Below are 25,956 nucleotides of genomic sequence, written 5' to 3' on the forward strand. Positions count from 1 at the left end.
CCCGGTTGCGCCGCACCCTGGCGCTGCCCACGCTGGCGCGCCGCCTGGACGCCCTGCCCGTGGCCCTGTTGCCGCAGGCGCAGCCGCGGCTGGACTGGCTGCACGACATCGGCTGTCACACGCTGGCCGACCTGCGCGCGCTGCCCCGCGCCGGCCTGCAACGGCGCAGCGCCCCCGACCTGCTGCAGGCCCTGGATGCCGCCTACGGCCAGTCGCCCGAACTGCACCGCTGGATCGAACCGCCGCCCAGCTTCTCGCGCCGCATCGAACTCATGGACTACGTCGAGCACACCGACGCGGTGCTGGCCGTGGCGCGGCGTTTGGCCGAACAACTGGGCGGCTGGCTGGCCGCGCGGCAACTGGCGGTGCGGCGCGTGGTGCTGCGGCTGGACCACGAACGCGGCCGCCACGCACGCCCGCCCACCGAACTCGAACTGGCCCTGGCCCAGCCCGTCTGGCAGGCGCCCCAGATTCTCAACCTGCTGCGCGAAAAGCTTGGCCGCCTGACGCTCGAAGCCCCCGTCATCGCGGTGGCGCTGCTGGCCCCCGACACGGTCGACCAGCCGGCCGCCAGCACCACCCTCTTTCCCGAACCCGGCGGCACCGCAGCCGATCACGCCCGGCTGCTCGACCTGCTGGCCGCGCGGCTGGGGCGCGACCAGGTGCGCCGCCCCTGTCCCACGCCCGACCACCGCCCCGAAGCCGCCAATTCCTGGGGCGATGCGCTGGATGCCCCGCAACGCGCCGAGCCCCTGCCCGCCACGCTCGACCGCCCCTTCTGGCTGCTCGATCCGCCGCAGCCCCTGAAGCTGTCCGGCCACCGCCCGCAATACGCCGGCCAGGCCCTGCGGTTGATGCGCGGCCCCGAACGCATCGAAAGCGGCTGGTGGGACCCGGCCCTGACCGTGCGCGACTACTTCGTGGCCGAAGACGCCGCCCGCGCGCGCTACTGGATCTACCGCGAACGCGACGACGAACACGCCCGCTGGTTCCTGCACGGCCTGTACGCCTGACGGCGCCCTTCCGCCCCGCGATCCGCCATGCAACCGTTCGACGATTCCCCTGACGCCCCCGATCCGCTGATCGGGCTGCCCGGCTACGCCGAACTGCAGTGCCAATCCAACTTCTCGTTCCTGCAAGGCGCCTCGCACCCCGAAGAACTGGCCGCCCGCGCCGCCGAACTCGGCTACGCGGCCCTGGCCATCACCGACGAATGCAGCCTGGCCGGCGTGGTGCGGGCCCACATGGAAGCCAAGACCCAGAAGCTGCCGCTCATCATCGGCGCCACCTTCCGGCTGCGCGCCGGCCCCGACGCCGCGCCGCTGGACCTGACCCTGCTGGCGCAAACCCGCGAGGGCTACGGCAACCTGTCCGAACTCATCACCCTGGCGCGCACCCGCGCCCCCAAGGGCGAATACCGCCTGGCGCCCGAAGACTTCACCGACCCGCCACCCGGCTATGCGCACCTGCGCCACCTGCCCGAATGCCTGGCCATCCTGTCGCCCACCTACGGCGACGACCCCGACCGCATGGCCCAGCAGGCGCGCTGGCTGGCCGCCACCTTCGAACGCCGCGCCTGGGTCGGCCTGACCTTGCTGTACCGCTCGCGCGATGACCTGCATCGCGCCGCCGTCGAACAGGCCGCGCAGGCCGCCGAGCTGCCCTTGGTGGCCCTGGGCCAGGTGCAGATGCACGTGCGTTCGCGCAAGCCCTTGCACGACACTCTGACCGGCATCCGCACGCATCAGTCCGTGGCGCAGTGCGGCTACGCGCTGGCCGGCAATGCCGAACAGCACTTGCGCAGCCGCATGCGGCTGGCCAACCTGTATCCGCCCGACGCCCTGGCCCAGACCCTGGTGGTGGCGCGCCGCTGCGCGTTTTCGCTGGACGAACTGCGCTACGAATACCCCGACGAAATCGTCCCGCGCGGCCACACGCCCGCCACCTTCCTGCGCCAGGAAACCCTGGCCGGCGCCGCGCGGCGTTTTCCGGCCGGGGTGCCGGCCAACGTCTCCGAGCAGATCGAAAAAGAACTGGCCCTGATCGCCGACCTGCACTACGAAGCCTATTTCCTGACCGTCTACGACATCGTGCTGTTCGCCCGCAAGGCCGGCATCCTGTGCCAGGGCCGCGGGTCGGCCGCCAACTCGGCCGTCTGCTACTGCCTGGGCATCACCGAAGTCGACCCGCAGCGCGGCAACAACCTGTTCGAACGCTTCATCAGCAAAGAACGCAACGAGCCGCCCGACATCGACGTCGACTTCGAACACCAGCGCCGCGAAGAAGTCATCCAGTACATCTACGAAAAATACGGCCGCCAGCGCGCCGCCCTGACCGCGGTGGTGATTTCCTACCGGCCGCGCAGCGTGCTGCGCGACACCGGCCGCGCGCTGGGCGTCGACCTGGGCGTGATCGACGCCGTGGCCCGCGCCCACCAGTGGTGGGACGGCAAGAAGGAAATGCTGCGCACCCTGGGCGCCTGCGGGCTGGACCCCGAATCCCAGGTGGCGCGCCAGTGGGCCGCGCTGGCCCAGACCTTGATGGGCTTTCCACGCCACCTGTCGCAGCACCCGGGCGGTTTTGTGATTTCGCGCGGCAAGCTGTCGCGGCTGGTGCCCATCGAAAACGCCGCCATGGCCGACCGCAGCGTCGTGCAATGGGACAAAGACGACCTGGACGCGCTCAAGCTGCTCAAGGTCGACGTGCTGGCGCTGGGCATGCTGTCGGCGCTGCGGCGCACGCTGGAACTGGCCGGCCAGCGCCGCGGCCAGCCGCTGCGCCTGCAAGACATCCCCGAAGGCGACGACCCCACCTACGACATGATCTGCGACGCCGACACCGTCGGCGTGTTCCAGATCGAATCGCGCGCCCAGATGAGCATGCTGCCGCGCCTGCGGCCGCGCAAATACTACGACCTGGTGGTGCAGGTGGCCATCGTGCGGCCCGGCCCGATCCAGGGCGGCATGGTGCACCCCTACCTGCGCCGCCGCCAGGGCCGCGAAAAAGAAAGCTACCCCAGCGAACGCGTGCGCGGCGTGCTCAGCCGCACCATGGGCGTGCCCATCTTCCAGGAACAGGTCATGCAGATCGCCGTGGTCGCGGCCGGCTTCACCCCTGGCGAAGCCGACCAGTTGCGACGGTCCATGGCGGCCTGGAAGCGCAAGGGCGGCGTCGACAAATACCGCACCAAGCTGGTGGGCGGCCTGCTGGCCCACGGCTACACGCTGGAATTCGCCGAAGCCCTGTTCCGGCAGGTCGAAGGCTTTGGCGAATACGGTTTTCCTGAAAGCCACGCCGCCAGCTTCGCCCTGCTGGCCTATTCCAGCTCATGGCTCAAGCGCCACGAACCCGAGGCCTTCCTGGCCGCCCTGCTCAATTCCCAGCCCATGGGCTTTTACCCCGCGGCGCAACTGGTGCAGGACGCTCGCCGCCACGGCGTGCGGGTCCTGCCGGCAGACGTCACCGTCAGCAGCTGGGACTCGGCGCTGGAAGCCCTGCCCGACGGGCAAGCGCCGCGCCCCGCGCATCCGCACGCGCCGCCCGCTGACCAAGCCCGCCCCGCCGTGCGGCTGGGCCTGAGCCTGATCCAGGGCCTGCGCGAAGACACCGCGCGCCGCATCGAGGCCGCCCGCGCCGACGCCCCCTTCGCCAATACCGGCGACCTGGCCCGCCGCGCGGCCCTGAACCGCCACGACCTCAATGCCCTGGCCGCCAGCGACGCCCTGTTGACCCTGGCCGGCCATCGCCGCCAGGCCAGTTGGGAAGCCGCCGCCAGCGTCCACAGCCGCGATCTGCTGCGCGACGCCTCCATCCACGAAACCGAGGCCCCCGTGCTGGCCGCCCCGTCCGAAAGCCAGACCGTCGCAGCCGACTACCGCAGCGTCGGCCTGACCCTGCGGCGCCATCCCGTGGACCTGCTGCGCCCGCAACTGGCCGCCCGCAACTTCCAGCCTGCCGCCGTGCTCAACGGCTACCCCGACAAGCGCGTGGCTCGCGCCTGCGGCATCGTCACCGTGCGCCAGCGGCCGCAAACCTCCAAGGGCGTCATCTTCGTCACCCTCGAAGACGAAACCGGCCCCGTCAACGTGGTGGTGCGTCCCGAACTGATCGAACGCCAGCGCCGCGAACTGCTCGGCTCCAGCCTGCTCGGCGTGTACGGCACCTGGCAGAACGTCGACGGCGTGCGCCACCTGATCGCGCAGCGGCTGGTGGACCTGTCCGACCTGCTCGGCGGGCTCAGTACGCCCAGCCGCAATTTCCATTAAGACTTGGCGTCCGCAAGCAAACCTTTGCAGGTTCTCTCTGCCCGTCCTATATCCCGGCGCTTTTGATCACATACGCAATTTTCTTATCTACGATAGTGTCCTTCGCAACCCTCCCCCGCAAGGACACGTTTCATGCCCGCCGCCCCTCCGCTCTGCCTGGGCCCCCTGCCCACGGTCGCCGCCGCCCGGTTCCCCCTGCCTGCAGGCGCTTGCGACACGCACGCCCACGTAGTCGCCGCCGACAACAACGCCTACCCCTTCGTCCCCGAGCGCACCTACACGCCGCCGCCAGCCCCTGAGGCGTCTTACCTGGCCATGCTGGACGCCACCGGCATGACGCGCGGCGTCCTCGTGCAGATCAGCGTCCACGGCACCGACAACCGCTACTTCCTGGAAGTGCTGCGGCGCCACCCGCAACGTCTGCGCGGGGTCGGCGTGGTCGACCCGTCGGCAAGCGACCGCGAGCTCGACGCCATGCATGCCGCCGGCGTGCGCGGCCTGCGCATCAATGTCCTGTTCGGCGGCGGCGTCGGCTTTGACGCCATGGATACCCTGGCCCACCGCTGCGCCGAACGCGGCTGGCACCTGCAATTCCTGCTGGACGCACGCCGCCTGCCCGAGCTCTTGCCCCGCATGCGCCGGCTGCCCGTCGTCGGCGTGATCGACCACATGGGCCATGCCCCCGTCGCAGACGGCATCCAGAGCCCCGGCTTTCAGGCCATGCAGCACCTGGTGCGAGACCACGGCTGGTGGGTCAAATTGTCCGGCGCCTATCGCATCAGCGAACGCTTCGACGACTTCGACGACGTCACGCCCTGGGCGCGTGCGCTGATCGAGACGGCGCCCGACCGGATGCTCTGGGGCAGCGACTGGCCGCACGTACACATCCCCCGCATGGTCGACACCGGCCGCCTGCGCAACCAGCTGGCTGACTGGGCGCCCGACGCCGACCTGCGCCAACGCATCCTCGTCACCAACCCCCAACACCTCTACGGCTTTGCCGCGATCTGAGATCGCCGCGGCCGCCGTGCCGAAACATCCGTCCCCCCATCACTGAGACACAGCATGCAATGGTTTCGAGAATTGAATACGACCGAGCGTCGCACCTTCATCGGCGCGTTCGGCGGCTGGGCCATCGACGCCCTGGACTTCATGGTCTTTACCTTCGTGATTTCCACCCTGATGACCCTTTGGCATATCGACAAGGGCCAGGCCGGCATGCTGGGTACGGTCACCCTGCTGTTTTCGGCGGTGGGCGGCTGGCTGGCCGGCATCCTGGCCGACCGCTACGGCCGCGTGCGCATCCTGCAATACACCATCATCTGGTTTTCAGTCTGCACGGTCGCCATCGGCTTCGCGCAGAACTTTGAACAACTGTTCGTCCTGCGCGCCCTGCAAGGCCTGGGCTTTGGCGGCGAATGGGCCGTCGGCTCGGTGCTGATGGGGGAAATCGTCCGCGCCCAGCATCGCGGCAAAGCGGTAGGCACCGTGCAAAGCGGATGGGCCGTGGGCTGGGGCGCCGCCGCACTGCTCTATACCTTGGCGTTTTCCGTGCTGCCGCCTGAATGGGCCTGGCGCAGCCTGTTCTGGATCGGCGTGCTGCCCGCCTTCCTGGTGCTCTACATCCGCAAGCACGTCCCCGAACCCGAAATGTTCCAGCGACGCCAGGCCAGCGGCATCGCAGCGGCATCCTTCTGGACCATCTTTTCGCCCGCCCTGCTCAAGACCACCGTGGTCACGTCGCTGCTGTGCACCGGCGTCCAGGGAGGCTACTACGCAATCACCACCTGGCTGCCGACCTTCCTGAAAGTCGAACGGAATCTGTCCGTGCTCAATACCGGCGGCTACCTGCTCGTCATCATCGCGGGCTCATTCTGCGGCTACATCACCGGCGCCTACCTGGCCGACCGCCTCGGCCGCCGCGCCAACCTGCTGATTTTCTCCGTGCTGTCCGCGGTCAGCGTCTACGTCTATACGCAACTGCCCCTGACCAACGGCCAGATGCTGGTGCTGGGCTTTCCGCTGGGCTTCGCGGCTTCGGGTATTTTCAGCGGCATCGGCGCCTACCTGACCGAACTGTTCCCCTCGAACGTCCGCGCCACCGGCCAGGGCTTTGCCTACAACTTCGGGCGCGGCGTGGGCGCCCTGTTTCCCAGTCTGGTGGGGTTTCTCAGCCAGCAGCACGGCCTGGGCTGGGCGATCGGCGTGTTCGCGGCAGGCGCCTATGCCGTCGTCATCCTGACGGCGCTGCTGCTGCCCGAGACCAAGGGGCGCCAACTGGAATAGATATTTTCCCCGGCAAGCGCGGCGCAGGCGGCTGGTCTATGATGTTTTTCCCCGGCGCTGAAACTTTCACGGTGAACGCGCCTCGGACATCTTTCAGGAGTAATTCATGATTCGCAAGCTGATTCCCGTCCTGCTGGTCGCCGCGCTGAGCGCCTGCGCCAATACCGGAGCCCCGCGTTCCTCGTCCGCTTCCGCGTCCACCGATTCCAGCTCAAGCAGCCCGGCTTCCGCTTCCGACTCCTCGTCCAGCCCGTCCTACGGCGCCTCGTCGTCGGGCCGCCCCACCGGCAAGACCTGCGACGCCAGCGGCCTGCAATCGCAGATCGGCCAGAAAGCCACCCCCGCCGTCCTGGAAGACCTGCGCGGCCGCAGCGGCGCCACCACCGGCCGCATCCTGCGCCCGGGCCAACTGGTCACCATGGAATACAACGACACCCGCCTGAACCTGATCGTGGACAAACAGGACGTCATGACCGCCATCCGCTGCGGTTAAGCCCGATCATTGCGGCCATGGACGGCCGGCGGCGCCGGGGCGGCAACCGCCTCGTGCCGGCCCAGCCCCGGCCCGGCTACGCCTCGCCCGGCCGGGCGGCCGGCGGCACATGCGGCAAGAAGGCCCCCGCGACCTCGAAGCCGCATTCCTCGCGCGCAATATCGATCACCCGCGATACCACCGGATTGACGATGTTCTTCTTGTGCACCGCGTAGTAATTGATGGTGGGCAGGTCGGGCTTGACGTCCAGCTGGCATAGCGCGCCGCGCTCGACCAGCGGCGCGAAATAGGCGCCCGGCAGGTAGCTGATGCCCAGGCCCAGCATCGTCAATTGCGCCATCATGCCCAGGCTGTTGCAGGTCAGCACCCGCTTGACCGGCAGGCCCTGTTCGGCGAACCAGGCGTCGTACAGGTGCGACAAGGCCGAATTGGTGGGCTGCGAAATCACCGGATACGGCGCCAGGTCCTGCGGCGTCAGCCGCGCCGAGAAATCGATGTCCAGCGCCGGGCTGGCCATCCAGACGTTGGTCACCGCCCCCAGGTGCACGCAGTCGTACTGGTAGCTCCAGAACGGACCCGGCATGATCGCCAGGTCCAGCTGGTCTTGTTCCAGCCGTTCGTACAGCGTGATGCCGCCGTCGATCTCGGGCATCAGCTGCACCCGCGGATAGCGCAGGCTGATCTGGCTGACCAGCCGCGCCAGCCAGGTCATGCCGACCAGCTCGGTCACGCCCAGCCGCACCACGCCTTCGAAACTGGCCGGGTCGGCCATGTTCTGCACGATGCGGCTGTTCAGGTCCAGCATTTCGCGGGCCAGTTCGAACAGCTTGCGCCCCTGCGGGGTCATGACCAGCTTCTTGGCGCGGCGCTCGAACAGCGGTGCCCCGGCAAAGGCTTCCAGCTCGCCCACCCGCTTGGCCACGGCCGATTGGGTCGTGTGCAGCTTGCGCGACGAGGCGCTGAAGCTGCCCAGTTGCGAGCTCCAGTAGAAGGCCTCTAGCTGTTTAAGGGTGTACATCGCGGCGGTGGATGCGAATCGCATGGAAACCCTCACATTATCGTCGACCGCGGCGCCGCGCTGCCTCGGGGCCTGCGCAGGCGCCCGCCAGGCGGCCGGCCCTGCGCAAGACGCCGCCTACCCGCGCGGATGCAGGATGTCCGCCAGGAAACGCTGCGCCCGGGGATGGCTGGGTGCGCTGAAAAAGCGTTCCGGAGTATCCATTTCCAGGATCTCGCCCGCGTCCATGAACACCACCCGGTCGCAGACGTCGCGCGCGAATCCCATTTCGTGGGTCACGCAGACCATCGTCATGCCGTCCTTGGCCAGGCCCTTCATCACCTGCAGCACCTCGCCCACCATTTCGGGGTCCAGCGCGCTGGTGGGTTCGTCGAACAGCATCACGGGCGGCTGCAAGGCCAGCGCCCGCGCAATCGCCACCCGTTGCTGCTGGCCGCCGGAAAGCGACCCCGGATAGGCGTCGATCTTGTGCTCCAGCCCCACTCGCGCCAGCAACTGGCGGGCCAGTTCCACGGCCTCTTTGCGCGGCTGCTTGCGGATGCTGACCGGCGCGAAGATCACGTTTTCCAGCACGCTCATGTGCGGAAACAGATTGAACTGCTGGAACACGAAACCGATCTTCTGGCGCAGCGCGTTCAGGTTGGCGCCCTTGGCGTAGATGTCGGCGCCATCGATCAGGATGCGGCCTTTCTCAATGGGTTCCAGCCGGTTCACCGTGCGGATCATGGTCGATTTTCCCGAGCCCGACGGCCCGCACACCACCAGCACTTCGCCGCGCGCCACCGACAGGTCCACGTCCTTCAGGACGTGGTGCTCGCCATACCATTTATTGACTTTCTCAAGCTTGATCATGAAAAGATTCCGTTGGCGCCGGCTCAGGCCATGGCGCGTTGGCGGCGGATGCGCAGGTCCAGCCACGACAGGCCGCGGCTCAGGCTGAAGCACACCACGAAGTAGATAATCGCCAGGATGCCGAACACCTGCAGCGGCTGCGTCAGCACCAGGTTGTTGACCTGGTTGGCCGCGAACGTCAGTTCGTTCACGCTGATCACATAGCCCAGCGAGGTTTCCTTCACCGTCGACACGAACTGGCTGGTCAGGCTGGGCAGCACATTGAACAGCGCCTGCGGCAACACCACCCGCCGCATCGTCGTCCAGTAGCCCACGCCCAGCGAGCGCGACGCCTCGATCTGGCCGCGCGGCACCGCCTCGATGCCCGAGCGGATCACTTCCGACAGGTAGGCGCTTTCGTACACCACCAGCGCGGCGATGAGCGTCCAGAAGCCGCTGATCACCTGCCCCGTCAGCTTGGGCACCACGAAATAGGCCCAGAAGATCAGCATCAAGAGCGGCATGCCCCGCACCACGTTGACCAGCGTCTTGCTGGCCACGCGCAGCCAGCCGTAGGGGCTGACCCGCGCCAGCGCGATGGCCAGCGCCAGCGGCAGCGACAAGGCCAGGCCGCAGGCCGCCAGGATCAGCGTCAGCGCCAGGCCGCCCAAGGGGCCATTCGGGTATTGGCCGACCAGCAGCGTGGGCCAGTATTGCAATAGCAGATCAAGCACCGTGGCCTCCGCGGTTCAGGCGGTAGCGGGCATAGATGCGCGAACCGATCAGCATGATCAGGAAAGATCCCAGCAGGTACATAAGCGTGGCGGCGCCAAAGGTAGCGAAGGTGCGGTAGGTTTCGTTTTCGATCTCGCGCGCCTGGTAGGTCAGTTCCATCACGCCGATGGCCATGGCCACGCTGGTGTTCTTGAACAGCAGCAAGGCACGGCCCACCAGAGGCGGGATCGAAATCCGCACCGCCTGCGGCACGATCACGAACCGCATGCATTGCAGGTAGCTGGCGCCCAGCGCCCGGGCCGCCTCGAACTGCGTGCCGGGAATGGCGCGCAGTCCGCTGCGGATGTCTTCCGCGATGTACGCGGCCGACCCCAGCGCCAGGGCGATGGCCGCCAGCGACATCTCGGCGTTGTGCTGGTACAGCCACAGCCGGAAACCTTCCGGCAGCAGCTCGGGCATGCCGAAATACCAGAACAGCACCTGCACCAGCAGCGGCACGTTGCGGTGGTATTCCACATAGGCATCGACCAGCCAGCGGCACGGCGCCAGGTTGGTGGCCCGCACCACGACCAGCGTCACCGCGATCGTGAAGGCCATCACCCAGGACACCAGGAACAGCTGCAGCGTCACCGCCATGCCGCTCACCAGCAGCTGGTATTGCGAAGCGTCAAGTAGGCTCATGAAACGCAACCGCCGCTCAACCCGCGATGGGGCCGATCTTGAACCCGCGCTCCAGTTTGTACGGCGTCTGCGCGCCAAACCACTTGTCAAAGAGCTGCGCGGCCACGCCCGAACTTTCGGCTTCGTCCAGCGCCTGGTTCACCACTTGCAGAAAGCCCGGCTCCGTCTTGCGCACGCCCAGGCCCCAGGGCTCGTCGAACACCGACTTGGCGATCACGCTGACCGGCGCCGTGGGCGGGCTTTGCAGCACCAGGCGTGCCAGCACCAGTTCCGACGCAAACTGCGCGTCCACCTTCTTTTGCTGCAGGGCCAGGTAGGTGGCCGAGCTGTCGCCATAGCCAATGACCTGCGACTTGTCCAGGATGCGCTTGATCTCGCGCTCCGAGCTGGACCCCTTGGTCGCGCCAACGCGGCGGCCGTTCAGCGATTCAATCGTGTCCAGGCCCGAATCCTTGCGCACCAGCAGCTTCTGCGGGCTGACGTAGTAGGCGTGGCTGAACGCGATCTGCTGCGCGCGGTCCGGCGAATAGCCCAGGTTGGCCGCCAGGATGTCGACCCGGCCTTCGTTCAGTTCGGGCACGCGGGCCGCCACCGACAGCAGCTTGTAGCTGACCTTCACGCCCAGCTTGTCGGCCACCAGCTTGCACACGTCGACGTCATAGCCCACCAGTTGGCGCGACGCGGCGTCCTGGAAGCTGAACGGCTGCGACGTACCCAGCGTGCCGCAGATCAATTCCCCGCGCGCCTTGATGTCGGCCACCTGGTCGGCCTGGGCGGCAGTGCCCAGCAACAGCGTGGCCAGGCCCAGGCAGGCGGCGATGCGTGAACGGTAAGTCATGGTTGATTCCCCTTGTGTTTATGGTCAAGAAAATAGAATAGGCCCGCCGGACGCCATGGCTTTCCAGTGCGGGCCATCGCCCTACGCCAGCTTGGCGCACGCCTCGCGGATCGCCGAGCAGCCCTGGCGGATATCGTCCAGCGATGCCGCGAACGACAGCCGGAACGTGCCCGGCGCGCCGTACGCGTGGCCATCGATCACCGCCACGCCGGCTTCGCGCAGCAGGTAATGCGTCAGGTCGGTATCGGTGCGGATCTCGTCGCCGCCCGGCGTGCGCTTGCCCAAAAGGCCCGAGCAGTCCGGAAACACGTAGAACGCGCCTTGCGGCACCACGATGTCCAGCCCCGGGGCGCCCGACAATTCGGCCACCGCCAGGTCGCGGCGTTCGCGGAACACCCGGGCGAATTCGGCCACGCAATCCTGCGGGCCGGCCAGCGCTTCCAGCGCCGCCGCCTGGCTTACCGACGATGCGCCCGACGTGCTTTGCGATTGCAGAATCGCCATGGCCTTGATCAGCTCGTCCGGCCCGGCGCCATACCCAATGCGCCAGCCCGTCATCGCGTAGGCCTTGGACACGCCGTTGACCACCAGCGTACGGTCGGCCAGTTCGGGCGCCACCTGCAGCGGGTGCACCGTGGGCGTGTCCGTGAAATTCAGGCGCGCGTAGATGTCGTCCGTCATCAGCCACACCTGCGGATGGCGCTTGAGCACCTCGGTCAGGCCGCGCAGCTCGTCGGCAGTGTAGACCGAGCCCGTCGGATTGCTCGGCGCGTTCATCATTAGCCACTTCGTGCGCGGCGTGATGGCGCGTTCCAGCGCGTCGGGCGTCAGCTTGTAGTCCGTGGCCGGCGTCGTCGCCACCGCCACCGGCACGCCGCCGTTCACCAGCACCATGTCCGGGTACGAGACCCAGAACGGCGCGGGAATCAGCACCTCGTCGCCGTCGTTCAGCGTGGCGGCCAGGCCGTTGAAGATCACCTGCTTGGCGCCCGTGCTGACGATGATGCGGGCCACCGGGTAGTCCACCCCGGTCGCCTCCAGCAGATGGCCGCGGGCCGCCTTGCGCAGCGCCACCGTGCCCTGGGCCGGCGGATACTTGGTTTCACCGCGGTTCATCGCCGCCGTGGCGGCCTGGCGGATGTGTTCGGGGGTGGAAAAATCCGGCTCGCCGATCGTCAGGTCGATGATGCGGCGGCCCTGCTCGCGCAGTTCCGCAATGATGGCGCGCGCCGCCACGCTGGGCGACAGCTTGATGCGCTTGATTCGGTCGGCGACGATGCCGGGGCGCGCGGGCGCGGCAGCGGCTGCGCTCGGGTCCACCGGGCGGCCGCCTTCGGCGCCGGTCTGGCCAGGGGTTGCTTGGCTCATTTCGCGCCCCCCGTCTTCTCGGCCAGCGTCTTTTCCAGCCAGGGCTTGGTGTACGTGCCGGCGCGCAGCTTTTCCTTGGCCACGGCTTCGTCGGCTTCCTTCTTCATGGCCAGCGCCAGCACCGCTTCGGCGTGCTCGGCGGGAATCACCACCACGCCATCGGCATCGCCCACCACCACGTCGCCGGGGTTGACCACCTGGCCGCCCACCGACACCGGCACATTGATCTCGCCCGGGCCGTCCTTGTACGGCCCCTTGTGCGACACCGCCCGCGCAAAGCAGCCGAACTGGCCCTGCGCAAACACGTCCAGGTCGCGCACCGCGCCGTCGATCACGAAGCCTTCGATGCCGCGGCCCTGCGCGTCCATCATCATCAGCTCGCCGACCAGCGCGTTGCTGGTATCGCCCGCGCCATCCACCACGATCACGTCACCCGCGCCACCCAGCGAAATCGCCTTGTGGATCATCAGGTTATCGCCCGGGCGGGTCTTCACGGTCAGCGCCAGGCCCACCGTGCGCTGGTGGCCGGCATGCAATGGCCGCAGCCCGGCCACGCCGTACAGGCGATTCATGCAGTCGCTGATCTGGGCCGACCCGATGGCGGCAAAACCGGCCAGCACGTCGGCAGAGACGGCGGGCGCGGACCGGGGGAGAATGCGGTATCCGATGGGATTCATAGAGAGGAAAGTCTTCGAAGCGTGAATGGCGTTAAGCGAACCTGCATTACAAAGCCGCGCGCCCTATTCCTCAAAACGATATAAATTCCCGCTTATCTACGAATTATTTTCGTGAATAGTGCTGCTGGAGGGACAAAGACATGGACATCCATAGCCTGAGCAAGCAACTGGCCGGCCTGCCGACCATCCTGGACCTGGCCCAGGAAATGAAGCTGATCCGCGCGCTGATGCAGGTGCCGCCGCACAATATCGCCGCCCATCCCACGCAGTTCCAGCGCATCGTGGCCGCGCTCGCGCTGACGCATACGGATTCCGGGGTGTTTGAACTGACGTCGGCTACCGATGCGTTCTTTGCCGAATTCCACCTATGGTTGCGGCAGATGCAGGGCAGCGTGTGCCCTGAATTGAGCAACGCCTTGATCGAGGATTTCAGCCTGTCGGCAGCGGAGTTTGCCGATCGGATGCCGCCAGAGGAGTGATCTGCGCCGCCAGGTCCGACAACACCGTCCCCCCAAGCCGCTGCAACAGCGCGGCTTCGCCCTCGCCCAGCGCCTGCGCCACCAGCTGGTTCGCCGCCCGCTCCACCGGGCACGCCGGATTATCGTCAGCCGGCCCGATCGTGAATACCGCGCCGTGGCCGATGGCCTCGTACACGTCTCGCGCCGTAATGGTGTCCAGCGCCCGGGCCAGCGTCCAGCCGCCCTTGCGCCCGCCGGTCGACGTCACCATGCCCGCCGTACGCAGCGCCGCCATGGTCCGCCGCACCACGACCTCGTTCGTATGCAGCATCTGCGCCAGCGTGCCGGACGTGGTCGTGCCGCCGCGCAGATGCATGTGGACCAGCACATGCAGCAGGCGGGCAAAGCGGGTGTCGTAGGCCATGTTGAAATACCGTAACTTTGACTGTTACGGTATTATATCCGCACTGGATACCGCCTGCGAGCCCCACCATGACCGATCTGCAAACCCGCCACGTCACCGTCAACGGCATCACGCTGCACGTCACCGCCCAGGGCGAAGGCCCCCTCGTCCTGCTGTGCCACGGCTTTCCTGAAACCGCCTATGCCTGGCGCCACCAGCTTGCCGCCCTGGCCCAGGCAGGCTTTCGCGCCGTGGCCCCCGACCTGCGCGGCTACGGCGCCAGCGACCGCCCGGCAGACGCCGCCGCCTACACCACGCTGGACGTCATCGGCGACCTGGTCGCCCTGCTCGACAGCGAAGGCGCCGACACCGCCGTGATCGTCGGCGGCGACTGGGGCGCCAACATCGCCTGGCAAGCCGCGCAACTGCGCCCCGACCGTTTTCGCGCCGTGGCCGCGCTGGGCGTACCCATGATGGGCCGCGCGCCCATCCCGCCCAGCCGCCTGTTCCCCAAGACCGACGCCGCCCGCTTCTACACGCATTACTTCAACGAACCGGGCGTGGCCGAACGGGAATTCGAACGCGACGTCGACGCCACCCTCCGTGCCATTTATTTCGCCGCGTCGGGCGATGCCGGGCCGCGCAACGACCCCACCACGCCCAACCCCTTCGGCATGGTGCCCACCGGGCGCGGCCTGCTCGATGCCCTGCCCGTGCCCGGCACCTTGCCCGCCTGGCTGACCGAATCGGACCTGGCGGTGTTCGTCCAAAGTTATCAAGCCAGCGGTTTTCGGGGCGGCCTGAACTACTACCGCAACCTGGACCGCAACTGGGCATTGCAGGGCGCGCTGGAAGGCAAAAAGGTCGACGTACCCGCCCTGTTTCTGGTGGGCGAACGCGACACCGGCCTGGCCATTCCCGGCATGGACCAGATCATCGACGCCATGCCCGCCCTGGTACCGCAATTGCGCGCCCGTGAAATCATTCCCGGCGCGGGGCATTGGCTGCAGCAGGAAGCCCCGCAACAGGTCAACCGGGCGTTGATCGATTTCCTGCGCAGTCTTTAATATCCCCCGCTTGACCCTCACGTAACGTCATCCCCCAAAGTCCGGCCTGCGTAAACAACGAAGGAACCTCATGCGACTGAAAGTCGGAGAACTGGCCAAGCGCAGCGGACTGACCGTCCGCACGCTGCACCACTATCACGCGATCGGCCTCTTGACGCCTTCGGCGCGCGCCGACAACGGCTACCGGCTATACGGCCGCGACGACATTGCCCGACTGCATCAGATTCAGGCATTGCGTCGCTTCGGACTGCCGCTGGCTGAAATCGGCGCCACCCTGGACCAGCCCGGCACGCCGCTGGACGAGATCATCGCCAAACAGATCACGATGCTCGACCGCCAGATTCAACAGGCCGCCCGGCTGCGCGAACGCCTCGCGCAGCTGCAAGGCCAGTTGGCAAGGGGCGCCGAACCGGAGCTGGCCGATTGGCTGACCACTTTGGAACTCATGACCATGTACGACAAATACTTTTCCCCGGAAGAACTGGCTCGCCTGCCGATGTACGGCCGCAGCCGCGATGACGACGCCGACTGGCTGGCGTTGATCAAGGACGTGCGCCAGCAGATGGACAGCGGCGTCCCTTTCGAAGATGCGCGCTCGCAAGCCCTGGCGCTGCGCTGGATGACGCTGCTGCTGCGCGATACCAATGGCGATCCGCGCCTGCTCGTGAAACTGAACCAGATGCACGAGCAGGAACCGGCCATGCAGGAACACATCGGCATTTCGCCGGCCATGCGGGACTACGTGCTGCAAGCCTTCTCGGAAAGCAAACTGCGCCTGTACGAAAAGCACCTGACGCAGGAAGAAGCCCGGTTCATGCGCGCGCATTACCGCGACCGCATGGGCGAATGGCCGGCGCTGATGGGCCGCGTACGCGATGCCATCGACGCCGGCCAGGCACCGACGTCGCCCACGGGCCTGGACCTGGCGCGGCAATGGCTGGAACTGTTTTGCACCTACGCCGGCAAGGACCCGGCCACGCACGCCAAATTCCGCCATGCGCTGATGACCGAGCCTGAACTCACCGCCGGCACCTGGGCCGACGACGCCACGTTGACTTTCATGCGACACGCCATGGGGGCTTTGGCGGCAGCGCGTTGATCGCCGCAGACTGAAGCGTCATCGGGCGGCGAACCTCGTCACGATTTTCGCCGCCCGACAACAATGTTCTCAGTCTGAAACCATTATTCATACTTGATGCCACGGCTGGGGTATAAACGAGGCCCATTATTTCCAGCTAGGAATCTTGTGTCGAACACTCTCGGGGCGGGTCGTTTTATCGCTGAAACTGCGCACACCCTGCGCCGGCAAGGCAGCGCCATGCTGGCCGCCGCGCCGTGGTCGCTGGCCATTTTCACGTTGTCGCTGCCATTCGCCCTGATGACCACGCGCCTGTATCAGCGCATCGACCTGCTGTGGGTCGTGCTGGCGCTGGTCAACCTGATCGCCTTTGCAAAAATGACGTACGCCTGGCATCGCGTGGTAGTCCTTGGCGATGCCGGCCGCAACGATGCCACACAAGGCAGTACGGGCGACGCGCGCCATCTGGTGCTGCTGGCCCTGTTCGCCATTGCGCTGGCCGTGCTGACCCGCGCCAACGGCGACGTGCCGTTCATCGTCTACGTATTGCTCAACGGCGCGGAAGATGCGCGCTTCTGGGCCGCGCTGGTGGCCGTGCAATTGCTGATCTGGGTGCCGGTCTGCTACCTGCTGGCCGTGTATGGCCTGTGCCTGCCGCGCGTGGCGGCGACTGGTGAATACGGCTTTCGCAGCATTCGCGCCACGATGCGCTATCCGCGCTGGCCGCTGATGGCGATGCTGCTGTTGCTGGTTTCAGTGGCCGGCTATTTCAATAGCGACCTGGTCGAACTGCGGCTCGACCTGACGAATATCGATGCCCTGTGGGGCGCAGTGGGCGTCTTGCTGTGCGTGCCAATCACGTTCGTGCTGACGGCCCTGTACGCCGTCGCCTATCGCGATTCTGCCAAATGAATCCGCCAAATGAATCCGCCAAATAAGAATCAAGGCTCGCGTGACCGACGCTTGACCATATTCAAAATGGTCTGAACCAACTCTTCCCGCGCCTGTTCGGGGGTGATCTCGCCTTCCACCGCCGCCTGCGACAGCGCGTCGGCCGCCCCCAGCATGCCCCACAGACTCGCCAGCGTCAGCGTCTTCGAACCCGCCAACGGCGAAAATATCTGCTGGCACTTTTCAATGAAGGCATGCTGATACTGGCGTTTTACTGCGGCCAGTTCAGGCGAGCCGTCCAGCGCCGCCAGCACGCCGGGAATCTCGCGGCCCTGCGTCAACACGCATGCGATATACCGCGACGCAATGACGTCGGCCAAGTCCTTCAACGTGGGTTTGCTGGCCGCGATGGCCTCGTCGATGATGGCCGTCTGGCGCAGGTCGAAATCCTGGTACAGCGCGGCCAGCAAGCCATTGCGCGTGCCGAAATGGTCGTAGACCACGGGTTTGGACACCTGCGCCTCTTGCGCCAGCCGCCCCAACGTCAAGGCATCGGTGCCTTCATCGCGGATCAACTGCCAGGACACATCCAATAACTGCCGCAGCCGCCCTTCCTTCGTGAAACGGCGGCGGGGTTCGGGGGCTGGGGCAGCAGGCATGGGGTCTCGGTTCAGGGGGTTTGAATCATCGCGGCGCGGCAAAGATGCGTTGGCCGATGGCATGGGCGGCATCCAGGTGCGACGTCGGAAAACCCGCATCCGACGGCACCATCAATTCCGACGAAGCGACACGCGCGCCGCAATAACCGAAGATGCCGTGGTCGATCTGCGTTTTCATCGCACCGAAATAGCCATGCCGGGCGTAGGTTCGCATATCGGCGCCGCCATTGGCAATCAAGTGCACGTTCAGGCGTTCCAGCTTCTTGACCAGCTTGCCTTCCATGTCGTCGTCATAGGCCCAGCCGTTGGTGAACACGCGGTCGATCCAGCCTTTCAGCAGGCCGGGAAACGACCACCAGTACACCGGGTAGACCAGCACCAGCGCATCGGCGCGGTCGATCCGCGCCTGTTCGGCAGCCACATCGGCCGGCGGCGTGCCGCGCGACAGCAGCAAGGCCGAGTCCTCCTGCGTGAAGGTGGGGTTGAAGCCTTCCGCGGTCAGGTCCGCGATTTCAAACGAATGCTGCGAGCCGGACGCCGTGACGCCCTGCGCCACGTGATTCGCAATGGCGTGCGTCAAGGAAGATTTGTCGGGGTGGGAGACAACGATAAGCGCATGCATGTCGGGGACCTTTGGGGTGAAATTGCTATGTACCAATCGTAGCCTACTTTTAGTAGGTTATGAAAGCCCCTGCCCCCACACCCCGACGGCGGCGCTCGCCGAGCCCCGCCGTTCTCGCGCTACACAGCGCTACGCCTTGACGTTGCGGTTCAGGAATTCCAGCATCGCCGCCGCGATCTCCGCCCCGTGGGTTTCGATGGCGAAGTGGCCGCTGTTCACGAACCGCACCTCGGCCCGGGGGTTATCGCGCTTGAACGCTTCCGCCCCCGGCGGCAGGAAGAAAGGATCGTTCTTGCCCCAGATCGCCAAGGTCGGCGGCTGGTATTCGCGAAAGAACGCATGCAGCTGCGGGTACTGCTTGACGTTGCTGCCGTAGTCCAGCAACAGATCCATTTGCGGCTCGTCGCCAATGCGGGCAATGGCGGCCGATGCCAGCTGGTAGGTCTCGGGCGCGATCAGCGACGCGTCTTCCACGCCTTCGACGTACTGCCACTTGATCATGTCCGGCGTGTTGAAGCGGCGCAGGGCCTCGCGGTTTTCGGCGGTCGGCGCGCTCCAGGCGCGGCGCATGTCCGCCCAGCCGGGGCTCAGGCCTTCTTCGTAGGCGTTGCCGTTCTGGCTGACGACGGCGCTGATCTTCTGCGGATGCTTGACCGCCAGGCGCCAGGCCACCGGCGCGCCGTAGTCGAACACATACACCGCGTAGCGCGTCAGGCCCTTGGCCTGCGTGAAGGCATCGATAACCGAGGTGAGGTTGTCGAAGGTGTAGGCGAAATCCACGCCCGGCAGCACCGTCGTCTGGCCAAAGCCCGGCAGGTCCGGGGCGATCACGTGGTAGTCGCCGGCCAAGGCCGGTATCAGGTTGCGGAACATATACGACGACGCGCCAAAGCCGTGCAGCAGCAGCACAGTGGGCGCATCCGCACGCCCGGCTTCGCGGTAGAAGACGCTGACGCCGTCGACTTCCAGGGTGGCGTGGCGCACGGCCTCGGGGCGAAGGGCGGCGTTGGCGTGATCGACAGCGGGAGGGGTGGCATTCATGGCGATTCCTTGCAAAGGGAGGTTCGTGACAAAGTAACTTTTTAAATTAACTTTCACTGGTTACTTTTGCGCAGTCTGCCTCAGATCGTGATAACCTGTCAACATCATTTTTAAGGGTTACCCAATGACCACCGCAGAACACCGCCACGACGGCGCCGCGACCGAGCCGCCGATGATCGGCGACCACCTGGCGATGGACCTGCTCAACACCCAGGCCCGCAGCGACGACCAGATCGTGGATTTCTGGAACAGCGGCGACGACGTCATGCGCTGGCTCGAACGCCACCACGTGGCGCCCCCGGGCAAGCCCCCGCGCGTGGCCTCGGCAGACCTGCTGGCCCAGGGCAAGCAACTGCGCAATGTGGTGCATGACCTGATCGCCGCCCGCAAAGCGGGGCAAGACGTCGATGTCGACCGCCTGAATCAATACTTGCAGGGGTATCTGACGTCCCCGCGGCTGGAACGCGATGACCAGGGCAGATTCGTGCTGGCCCGCCGCCCGCAGGGCGACGCGATCGCGTCCTTGCTGGGGCCCGTGGCCGAAGCGGCCGCGCACCTGCTCATCGACGGCGACTTCTCGCTGGTCAAGCAGTGCGAACACCCGGACTGCATCCTGTGGTTCTACGACCGCACCAAGTCGCACAAGCGCCGCTGGTGCAGCATGGCCCAATGCGGCAACCGCTACAAAGCGGCGCAGTTCAGAAAACGCAGCAGCGGCGCGCTAGCAAGCCCGGGAAAATAGGCACGCCCCTACCAGCGCTGCGTCTGCACGAAATCCACGAACGCGCGCAGCGGCGCCGGCAGATAGCGGCGCCCGGGGAAATACAGCAACGGCCCGGTAAAGCTGGGCCACCAGTCTTGCAGCAACGGTTCAAGCTCGCCGCGGTCAAGGTAGGGTTGCAGCCAGTCTTCGAACAGATACACCACGCCTGCGCCACCCACGGCGGCATCCACCGCCAGGTCGGCCGCTTCGCCCAGGCTCACGATCAACGGGCCGTCCACGTCCACCGTCACACGCTTGCCCGGCTGCTCGAACACCCAGGCCGGCATGGCCCCGCTGGAAAAGCGCCCGCGCAGGCACAGGTGGTTGCGCAAATCGTCCGGATGCGTCGGCCGCCCGTGCCTGGCCAGGTACGCAGGCGAGGCCGCCGCCCCCATCCGCTGGCGCTTGGGGCCGATCGGAATGGCCACCATGTCCTGGTCCATGCTTTCTTCGTAGCGTATGCCCGCGTCGCAGCCCGATTGCAGCAATTCCACAAAACGGTCGTCCACCACCACTTCCAGCCGAATCTCGGGATACGCCGCTAGAAACGGCGGGATGATGCGCGGCAGCACCAGCCGGGACGCCGACAGCGGCACATTCAGCCGCAGCCTGCCCGCCGGCCGGTCACGAAAGCGATTGGCCACGTCCAGCGCCGATTCCACCGCGTTCAGCGCCGGCGTCAGTTGTTCCAGCAAATGCTGCCCGGCCGCCGTGGTCGCCACGCTGCGCGTCGTGCGGTTGAACAGCCGCAGGCCCAGCCGGGTTTCCAGCCGGCGCACGGCCTCGCTCAGTTGCGATGCGCTGGCGCCCGTGTGGCGGGCTGCGCCCCGAAAGCCCCCGTGCGTGGCCACGGCCACGAAAGCGCTGATGTCTTGCAGGTCTTGCATGGCCGGTCTCGATTGTTCTGAATTCCGCACAAGCTGTGCGATTACGCTGGATTGTCGTACGGTACTCCCAGGCCTAGACTGACGTCCATTCCCCCTCCCCTCAGGAACCCGCGTCATGACCTCCATCGAACAAGCCGGCACCTACTCACTGGGCGACCGCGCCGTGAACCGCCTGGGCTACGGCGCCATGCAACTGGCCGGCCCCCACGTCTTCGGCCCGCCCAAAGACAAGGCCCAGGCCATCGCCGTCTTGAAGGAAACCGTCGAACTGGGCATCAACCACCTGGACACCAGCGACTTCTACGGCCCGCACGTCACCAACCAACTGATCCGCGAAGCCCTGCACCCTTATCGCGATGACCTGACCCTGGTCACCAAGGTCGGCGCGCGCCGGGGTGCCGACGCCTCGTGGCTGCTGGCCGCAACGCCGGCCGAACTGGAATCCGCCGTACACGACAACCTGCGCAACCTGGGTCTGGACGTGCTGGACGTGGTCAACCTGCGGCTCATGTTCGACGTGGCCGGGCCGGCCGAGGGCGACATCGAACCCATGTTCTCCACCCTGGCCAACCTGCAGCGCAAAGGCTTGGTGCGCCACCTGGGCCTGAGCAACGCCACCGCCAAGCAGGTGACCCAGGCCCGCGGCATTGCCGATATCGTCTGCGTGCAGAACCAGTACAACCTGGCGCATCGCCACGACGACGCCCTGATCACCCAATTGGCGCAGGCAGGCATAGCCTACGTGCCCTTCTTCCCGCTGGGCGGCTTCTCGCCCTTGCAGTCCGCCACGCTGGAACGCGTGGCCGCCGACTGCCAGGCCACGCCCATGCAGGTCGCGCTGGCGTGGTTGCTGCAGCGTTCGCCCAACATCCTGCTGATTCCCGGCACGTCGTCCGTGGCGCATCTGCGGCAGAACGTCCAGGCGGCGCAGCTGAAGCTGTCGCCGCAGGCCGTAGCGGAACTGGATGGAATCGGGGCCAGCGGCGCGTAACGCCATCGGCCAGACGAACTGAAAGCGTCGCGCTTTCGGTGACGGGTATGGCTCAACCGGCCAATCTGGACGACACTGGCAAGGCGTCCGCGTCGTCCACGTTGTCCGTTCAAACCATGCCCAATCCGCCTAGCACCACCATTCCCCGCAAAACCCCGGAATCCGCCGCGATGGTGGCCAGTGTCAAGCGCGCCCTGCGCATCACGCCGGTGCTTAACCGCCTGACCTACGACGACACGGATCAGATCCGCGCGGTGTTCAGCGAACTCATCGGCCAGACGCTGGACGAACGTTTCTCGCTGATCCCGCCGTTCTACACCACCGGCGGCGACAGCATCCGTATCGGTCGCAACGTCTTCATCAACCAGAATTGCACCATGTACGACCTGGGCGGCATCGACATCGGCGACGACGTCCTGATCGGCCCCAACGTCAGCCTCATCACCTCGGGCCATCCGCTGGACCCAGCCGAACGCCACCGCAGCGTCGTTGCCAAGCCCATCGTCATCGGAAAAAACGTGTGGATCGCCGCGGGCGTCACCGTCATCGGCGGCGTCACCGTGGGCGACAACGCCGTGATCGGTGCCGGCTCGGTCGTGACGCGGGACGTGCCGGCCAACACCTTGGTGGGCGGCAACCCGGCGCGGGTCATTCGCGCGATTGCCGAGGATGCGGATCCGGGGTGCGGGCGTTGATGCGTGACTGATGTCACAATTGCACGGCAGTGGCCCTCCACGACTGCCCCTGCAACGCCCCACGCCAATCCGATTGAAATCCAAGCCCCCATGCCCATCGCCATCGCCTCCGACCACGCCGGCTACGACCTGAAAGAACAACTCAAACAGGCGTTCACAGACATCGAATGGCTGGACCTGGGCACGCATGGCTCGGCGTCGGTCGACTATCCCGATTTTGGCTTTGCCATGGGGCAGGCCATTACCGAAGGCAAGGCCCAGCAAGGCGTGGTGATCTGCGGGTCCGGCATCGGTATCTCCATCGCCGCGAACCGGTTTGCCGCCGTCCGTGCGGCGCTGTGCACGAACAGCACCATGGCCCGCCTGAGCCGCCAGCACAATGATGCCAACGTCCTGGCGCTGGGCAGCCGGATCACGGGATTCGAAGTGGCGCGGGAATGCGTCAGCGCGTTCCTGGAAACACCGTTCGAAGGCGGACGCCATCAGCGGCGGATCGATATGTTGAGCCAGGCGAACCCGAACCAGGCCTGACAACGCGCAGGCTGCCGCCGTTCATTTCATCCCGCCGACCCCGCCTCTGCCCCCCCATGACCACCCATACCGCCCTGCAAGACGCCACCATCGCCTTCGACCTGGACGGCACGCTGGTCGAATCGGCCCCGGACCTGGTCGGCGCCATCAACGCCGTACTGCAAGCGGCCGGCTACCCCGCCGTGACCTACCCGCAGGCCAAGGCGCACGTCAGCCGCGGTGCGAAATGGATGATCCAATGGGCGCTGACCCAGGCCGGCGAGCCGGAACCCGAAGCCCGCAGCGCCGACCTCTTTCCGCAGTTCGTCGACCGCTACCGCGAACATATCGCCGACGAAAGCAGGCCCTTTCCCGGCGTGATCGATGCGATCCAGCAACTGAAGGCCGCCGGCGCCAAGCTCGTCGTCTGCACCAACAAACCCACCGCGCTATCCGTTCGCCTGCTGACCCTGCTGGACATGGCGCCTCTGTTCGACGGCGTGGTCGGCCTGGACGCCGTCACCGCCTCCAAACCCGACCCGGCCCACCTGATCGAGGCCGTGCAGGCCGTGGGCGGCGACCTGTCCCGCACAGTCATGGTGGGCGATGCCGCCCCCGACGCCGGCGCGGCGCGGGCGGCCGGCACGCCGTTGATCCTGGTGAGCTTCGGCTACACCGAGATTCCGGCGGCAGACCTGAAGCCGGACGTGTTGCTGCATCACTTCGATGACCTGGTGGACGCTTGCGTCCGCCTGCTCAACCCACAGGCGTAACGAGCGCTGCCGGCCACGGCACGTCGATGTCCCGATTTCCGGGCGCAATAACCCCTATTGCCGAACCCCGCATTCCCGACGACAATCCGTATTGAGTCCGATTTTTATTAAGAAAACGCGGCACCCCCAGGCCGTACTTGCCCCATTTGGCCTTCCATCGTGCCGGCAATGCCCTCCCCCGATACTGTCGACGCGCTCTACAGCGACCATCACGAATGGCTGCGGCATTGGTTGCGCCGCCGGCTGGGCAATGCCATCGACGCGGCCGACCTGGCGCACGACACCTTCGTCAAGGTACTGGTGCGCCCCCAGGCCGCCCTGCAAGCCCGTGAACCCCGCGCCTGGCTGACCACAATCGCGCACGGGCTGGTGGTGGACCATGTGCGCCGCCTGTCGCTGGAACGGGCCTACCAACAGGCCGTGGCCGCGCTGCCCGAACCGCAGGCGCCGTCCCCCGAAGGCCGCCTGCTGCTGATCGAGGCGCTGGTGCGCGTCGACGCCATGCTCGACGGCTTGAATCCCAAGGCGCGCAGCGCCTTTTTGCTGTCGCGGCTGGAAGGCCTGCCCTACACCCGCATTGCGGAGCAGTTGGGCGTCACGCTCAGCTCTGTCGAAAAGTACATGGCCACCGCCATCCGCCACTGCCTGGCATTGCAGTCGGCATCGTGACGCCGGCCGCCCAACCCCGCGCCCTGGCGCCCGATCCGCTGGACCAGGCCATCGCCTGGGCCGTGCGCATGGCCTCCGGCGCGGCCACGGCGCAAGACCGCGCCGCCTGCGACGCCTGGCGCGCCGCCGACCCCGCCCACGAAGCCGCCTGGCAGCAAGTGCGCGCGGTGGAACAACCTTTTCAAGAGATGGCCGCAAGCCCCGCGGGCCCCGTGGCCTACGGCACCTTGCAGGCCGCCCGCGCCATGCAGGCCCGCAGCCACGGGCGCCGCCGCGCGCTCAAGCTGCTGGGCCTGGGCGCCATGGCATCGATGGTGGGCCTCTTGAGCCTGCGCCTGTCGGCCTGGCAGGAACGGGCCCAGTACCACACCGCGGTGGGCGAACGGCGCCGTGTTGTCTTGCCGGACGGCACCGAGTTGTGGCTCAACACCGATACGCGCGCCCGCGTCGTGTTCACGCCCGCCCAACGGCTGCTGGTGCTGGACCAGGGCGAAATCTTCATCACCACGGGCGACGACGCCGGCTCGTTCTCGGGGCGTCGGCCCTTGTGGGTGGACACCCCCGCCGCGCGGCTGCACGCCATCGGCACGCGCTTTGGGGTGCGGCTGGAGCAAGACGGCGCGGCCCTGGCCACCCGGCTGCATGTGGATCAGGGGCAGGTGGCCGTGCATTCCGGCGACCAGCTGCCCGTGCTGGCGCAGGCCGGCGACAGCATCCGCGTGCGGGCACCCGGCGCCGCACCCGAGCGCCTGGCCGATGCCGCGTTCGACGCGTCGTCCTGGACCCAGGGCGTATTGGTGGTCAAGCAGATGCCGCTGGGCCGCTTCGTCGCGGAATTGGCGCGCTATCGGTCGGCCGGGCTGGCCTGCGCCCCCGACGCCGCGGACCTGCGGGTGTCGGGCGTCTTCCAGTTGGACGGCGCGGACCCCGCGGCCCGGGCGCTGAAGGTGCTGGCCAGCACCCTGCCGGTGCGCGTGGTCGCTGGGCCGGCCGATGCCTTGACGGTCACGGCGCGCTAGAAAATATTTTGCAGATCGATTGCGGGTTTTGCGGGGTTCGTCCGGCAACCAGGTATTGCCTCTTTTGAATCCAAGGATATGCCTGCCATGCCGCCGCGCCGCCCCGCTTTTTCGCGCCTGCCTTGCCCCACACCCCCCACCGACCGATCCAGGACACGGCCTCGCCGCGGCAGCCTGACGGCCTGGACATTCATCGCGGCCGCCGCCCTGGCGCCGGCCTTGGCCCCGCAGACCGCCC

General features: G+C 66.8%; 28 protein-coding genes. 16 read left to right on the top strand and 12 right to left on the bottom strand.

Annotated elements, in window-relative coordinates; genetic code table 11:
• The 5 genes from HV798_RS22420 to HV798_RS22440 all read left to right on the top strand — a co-directional run.
• A partial coding sequence (locus HV798_RS22420; protein ID WP_246289042.1) for a Y-family DNA polymerase occupies positions 1-1,013 on the top strand: 1,013 nt, incomplete at its 5' end.
• Between the two features lie 27 nt (positions 1,014-1,040).
• Positions 1,041-4,265: an error-prone DNA polymerase gene (locus HV798_RS22425; RefSeq protein WP_175216504.1), complete on the top strand. Its 3,225-nt coding sequence runs from the start codon at positions 1,041-1,043 to the stop codon at positions 4,263-4,265.
• Positions 4,266-4,397: 132 nt separating this feature from the next.
• Complete coding sequence (locus HV798_RS22430; RefSeq protein WP_175216505.1) at positions 4,398-5,276, top strand: amidohydrolase family protein; 879 nt, start codon at positions 4,398-4,400, stop codon at positions 5,274-5,276.
• Between the two features lie 54 nt (positions 5,277-5,330).
• A complete protein-coding gene (locus HV798_RS22435; RefSeq protein ID WP_175216506.1) occupies positions 5,331-6,551 on the top strand; it encodes an MFS transporter in 1,221 nt (406 codons plus the stop codon).
• Positions 6,552-6,657: 106 nt separating this feature from the next.
• The gene (locus HV798_RS22440) at positions 6,658-7,044 is read left to right on the top strand and encodes an I78 family peptidase inhibitor (protein WP_025140468.1); all 387 of its coding nucleotides are present in this window, start codon (positions 6,658-6,660) and stop codon (positions 7,042-7,044) included.
• A 76-nt stretch (positions 7,045-7,120) separates the two neighbouring features.
• Here HV798_RS22440 and HV798_RS22445 read toward each other — a convergent pair whose 3' ends face one another.
• From HV798_RS22445 to HV798_RS22475, 7 genes are all read right to left on the bottom strand, one after another.
• The gene (locus tag HV798_RS22445; protein ID WP_025140469.1) at positions 7,121-8,062 is read right to left on the bottom strand and encodes a LysR family transcriptional regulator; all 942 of its coding nucleotides are present in this window, start codon (positions 8,060-8,062) and stop codon (positions 7,121-7,123) included.
• 117 nt (positions 8,063-8,179) lie between these two features.
• On the bottom strand, positions 8,180-8,914 hold the full coding sequence (locus HV798_RS22450) for an amino acid ABC transporter ATP-binding protein (protein WP_175216507.1): 735 nt from the start codon (positions 8,912-8,914) through the stop codon (positions 8,180-8,182).
• Positions 8,915-8,937: 23 nt separating this feature from the next.
• Positions 8,938-9,627, bottom strand: a complete 690-nt coding sequence (locus HV798_RS22455) for an amino acid ABC transporter permease (protein WP_025140471.1) — start codon at positions 9,625-9,627, stop codon at positions 8,938-8,940.
• The gene (locus HV798_RS22460) at positions 9,620-10,309 is read right to left on the bottom strand and encodes an amino acid ABC transporter permease (protein WP_025140472.1); all 690 of its coding nucleotides are present in this window, start codon (positions 10,307-10,309) and stop codon (positions 9,620-9,622) included. Before HV798_RS22460 ends, HV798_RS22455 begins: the two co-directional genes overlap by 8 nt.
• 16 nt (positions 10,310-10,325) lie before the next feature.
• A complete protein-coding gene (locus tag HV798_RS22465) occupies positions 10,326-11,147 on the bottom strand; it encodes an ABC transporter substrate-binding protein (protein WP_246289044.1) in 822 nt (273 codons plus the stop codon).
• 81 nt (positions 11,148-11,228) lie between these two features.
• A complete protein-coding gene (locus HV798_RS22470; protein WP_246289047.1) occupies positions 11,229-12,515 on the bottom strand; it encodes an aminotransferase class I/II-fold pyridoxal phosphate-dependent enzyme in 1,287 nt (428 codons plus the stop codon).
• Positions 12,512-13,192 (bottom strand): RraA family protein, encoded by a 681-nt coding sequence (locus tag HV798_RS22475; protein WP_175216508.1) that lies wholly within the window; start codon positions 13,190-13,192, stop codon positions 12,512-12,514. The genes HV798_RS22470 and HV798_RS22475 overlap by 4 nt, the downstream gene beginning before the upstream one ends.
• Positions 13,193-13,332: 140 nt before the next feature.
• On the opposite strand from HV798_RS22475, the gene HV798_RS22480 reads away from it, so the two are divergent.
• Entirely contained in the window at positions 13,333-13,671 is a 339-nt protein-coding gene (locus HV798_RS22480; RefSeq protein ID WP_175216509.1) for a hypothetical protein, read from the top strand.
• Here the strand turns inward: HV798_RS22480 and HV798_RS22485 are convergent.
• Complete coding sequence (locus HV798_RS22485) at positions 13,622-14,074, bottom strand: RrF2 family transcriptional regulator (protein WP_175216510.1); 453 nt, start codon at positions 14,072-14,074, stop codon at positions 13,622-13,624. The genes HV798_RS22480 and HV798_RS22485 overlap by 50 nt on opposite strands.
• 68 nt (positions 14,075-14,142) lie before the next feature.
• Here HV798_RS22485 and HV798_RS22490 point away from each other — a divergent pair, with 68 nt between their 5' ends.
• The 3 genes from HV798_RS22490 to HV798_RS22500 all read left to right on the top strand — a co-directional run bounded on the left by HV798_RS22490 (position 14,143) and on the right by HV798_RS22500 (position 17,110).
• Complete coding sequence (locus HV798_RS22490) at positions 14,143-15,120, top strand: alpha/beta fold hydrolase (protein WP_175216511.1); 978 nt, start codon at positions 14,143-14,145, stop codon at positions 15,118-15,120.
• Positions 15,121-15,190: 70 nt separating this feature from the next.
• Positions 15,191-16,219, top strand: a complete 1,029-nt coding sequence (locus HV798_RS22495; protein ID WP_175216512.1) for a MerR family transcriptional regulator — start codon at positions 15,191-15,193, stop codon at positions 16,217-16,219.
• A 147-nt stretch (positions 16,220-16,366) separates the two neighbouring features.
• Positions 16,367-17,110, top strand: a complete 744-nt coding sequence (locus HV798_RS22500; RefSeq protein WP_246289049.1) for a hypothetical protein — start codon at positions 16,367-16,369, stop codon at positions 17,108-17,110.
• A 29-nt stretch (positions 17,111-17,139) separates the two neighbouring features.
• Here HV798_RS22500 and HV798_RS22505 read toward each other — a convergent pair whose 3' ends face one another.
• The 3 genes from HV798_RS22505 to HV798_RS22515 form a co-directional block, all read right to left on the bottom strand.
• Positions 17,140-17,748 (bottom strand): TetR/AcrR family transcriptional regulator, encoded by a 609-nt coding sequence (locus HV798_RS22505; RefSeq protein ID WP_175216513.1) that lies wholly within the window; start codon positions 17,746-17,748, stop codon positions 17,140-17,142.
• 25 nt (positions 17,749-17,773) lie between these two features.
• Positions 17,774-18,370: an NAD(P)H-dependent oxidoreductase gene (locus HV798_RS22510; protein ID WP_175216514.1), complete on the bottom strand. Its 597-nt coding sequence runs from the start codon at positions 18,368-18,370 to the stop codon at positions 17,774-17,776.
• A gap of 129 nt (positions 18,371-18,499) precedes the next feature.
• The gene (locus tag HV798_RS22515) at positions 18,500-19,411 is read right to left on the bottom strand and encodes an alpha/beta fold hydrolase (RefSeq protein WP_175216515.1); all 912 of its coding nucleotides are present in this window, start codon (positions 19,409-19,411) and stop codon (positions 18,500-18,502) included.
• A gap of 124 nt (positions 19,412-19,535) precedes the next feature.
• Here HV798_RS22515 and HV798_RS22520 point away from each other — a divergent pair, with 124 nt between their 5' ends.
• On the top strand, positions 19,536-20,153 hold the full coding sequence (locus tag HV798_RS22520; RefSeq protein WP_175216516.1) for a CGNR zinc finger domain-containing protein: 618 nt from the start codon (positions 19,536-19,538) through the stop codon (positions 20,151-20,153).
• A gap of 8 nt (positions 20,154-20,161) precedes the next feature.
• On the opposite strand, the gene HV798_RS22525 is transcribed toward HV798_RS22520, so the two are convergent.
• Positions 20,162-21,061 carry a LysR family transcriptional regulator gene (locus tag HV798_RS22525; protein WP_175216517.1) on the bottom strand — a complete coding sequence of 300 codons (900 nt, stop codon included), beginning with the start codon at positions 21,059-21,061 and terminating at the stop codon, positions 20,162-20,164.
• 115 nt (positions 21,062-21,176) lie between these two features.
• On the opposite strand from HV798_RS22525, the gene HV798_RS22530 reads away from it, so the two are divergent.
• From HV798_RS22530 to HV798_RS22555, 6 genes are all read left to right on the top strand, one after another.
• Positions 21,177-22,052 (top strand): aldo/keto reductase family oxidoreductase, encoded by an 876-nt coding sequence (locus HV798_RS22530; RefSeq protein ID WP_175216518.1) that lies wholly within the window; start codon positions 21,177-21,179, stop codon positions 22,050-22,052.
• 116 nt (positions 22,053-22,168) lie between these two features.
• Entirely contained in the window at positions 22,169-22,747 is a 579-nt protein-coding gene (locus tag HV798_RS22535) for a sugar O-acetyltransferase (protein WP_217481192.1), read from the top strand.
• A gap of 90 nt (positions 22,748-22,837) precedes the next feature.
• Positions 22,838-23,278 (top strand): ribose 5-phosphate isomerase B, encoded by a 441-nt coding sequence (gene rpiB / locus HV798_RS22540; RefSeq protein WP_175216519.1) that lies wholly within the window; start codon positions 22,838-22,840, stop codon positions 23,276-23,278.
• Between the two features lie 56 nt (positions 23,279-23,334).
• The gene (gph, locus tag HV798_RS22545) at positions 23,335-24,030 is read left to right on the top strand and encodes a phosphoglycolate phosphatase (protein WP_175216520.1); all 696 of its coding nucleotides are present in this window, start codon (positions 23,335-23,337) and stop codon (positions 24,028-24,030) included.
• 168 nt (positions 24,031-24,198) lie between these two features.
• Positions 24,199-24,699 (top strand): sigma-70 family RNA polymerase sigma factor, encoded by a 501-nt coding sequence (locus HV798_RS22550; RefSeq protein WP_029954397.1) that lies wholly within the window; start codon positions 24,199-24,201, stop codon positions 24,697-24,699.
• Complete coding sequence (locus HV798_RS22555) at positions 24,696-25,718, top strand: FecR domain-containing protein (protein ID WP_246289052.1); 1,023 nt, start codon at positions 24,696-24,698, stop codon at positions 25,716-25,718. The genes HV798_RS22550 and HV798_RS22555 overlap by 4 nt, the downstream gene beginning before the upstream one ends.
• The last annotated feature ends 238 nt before the right edge of the window (positions 25,719-25,956 follow it).

Origin of the sequence: Achromobacter deleyi, from assembly GCF_902859705.1 — a bacterium.
Taxonomy (GTDB): domain Bacteria; phylum Pseudomonadota; class Gammaproteobacteria; order Burkholderiales; family Burkholderiaceae_B; genus Achromobacter; species Achromobacter deleyi.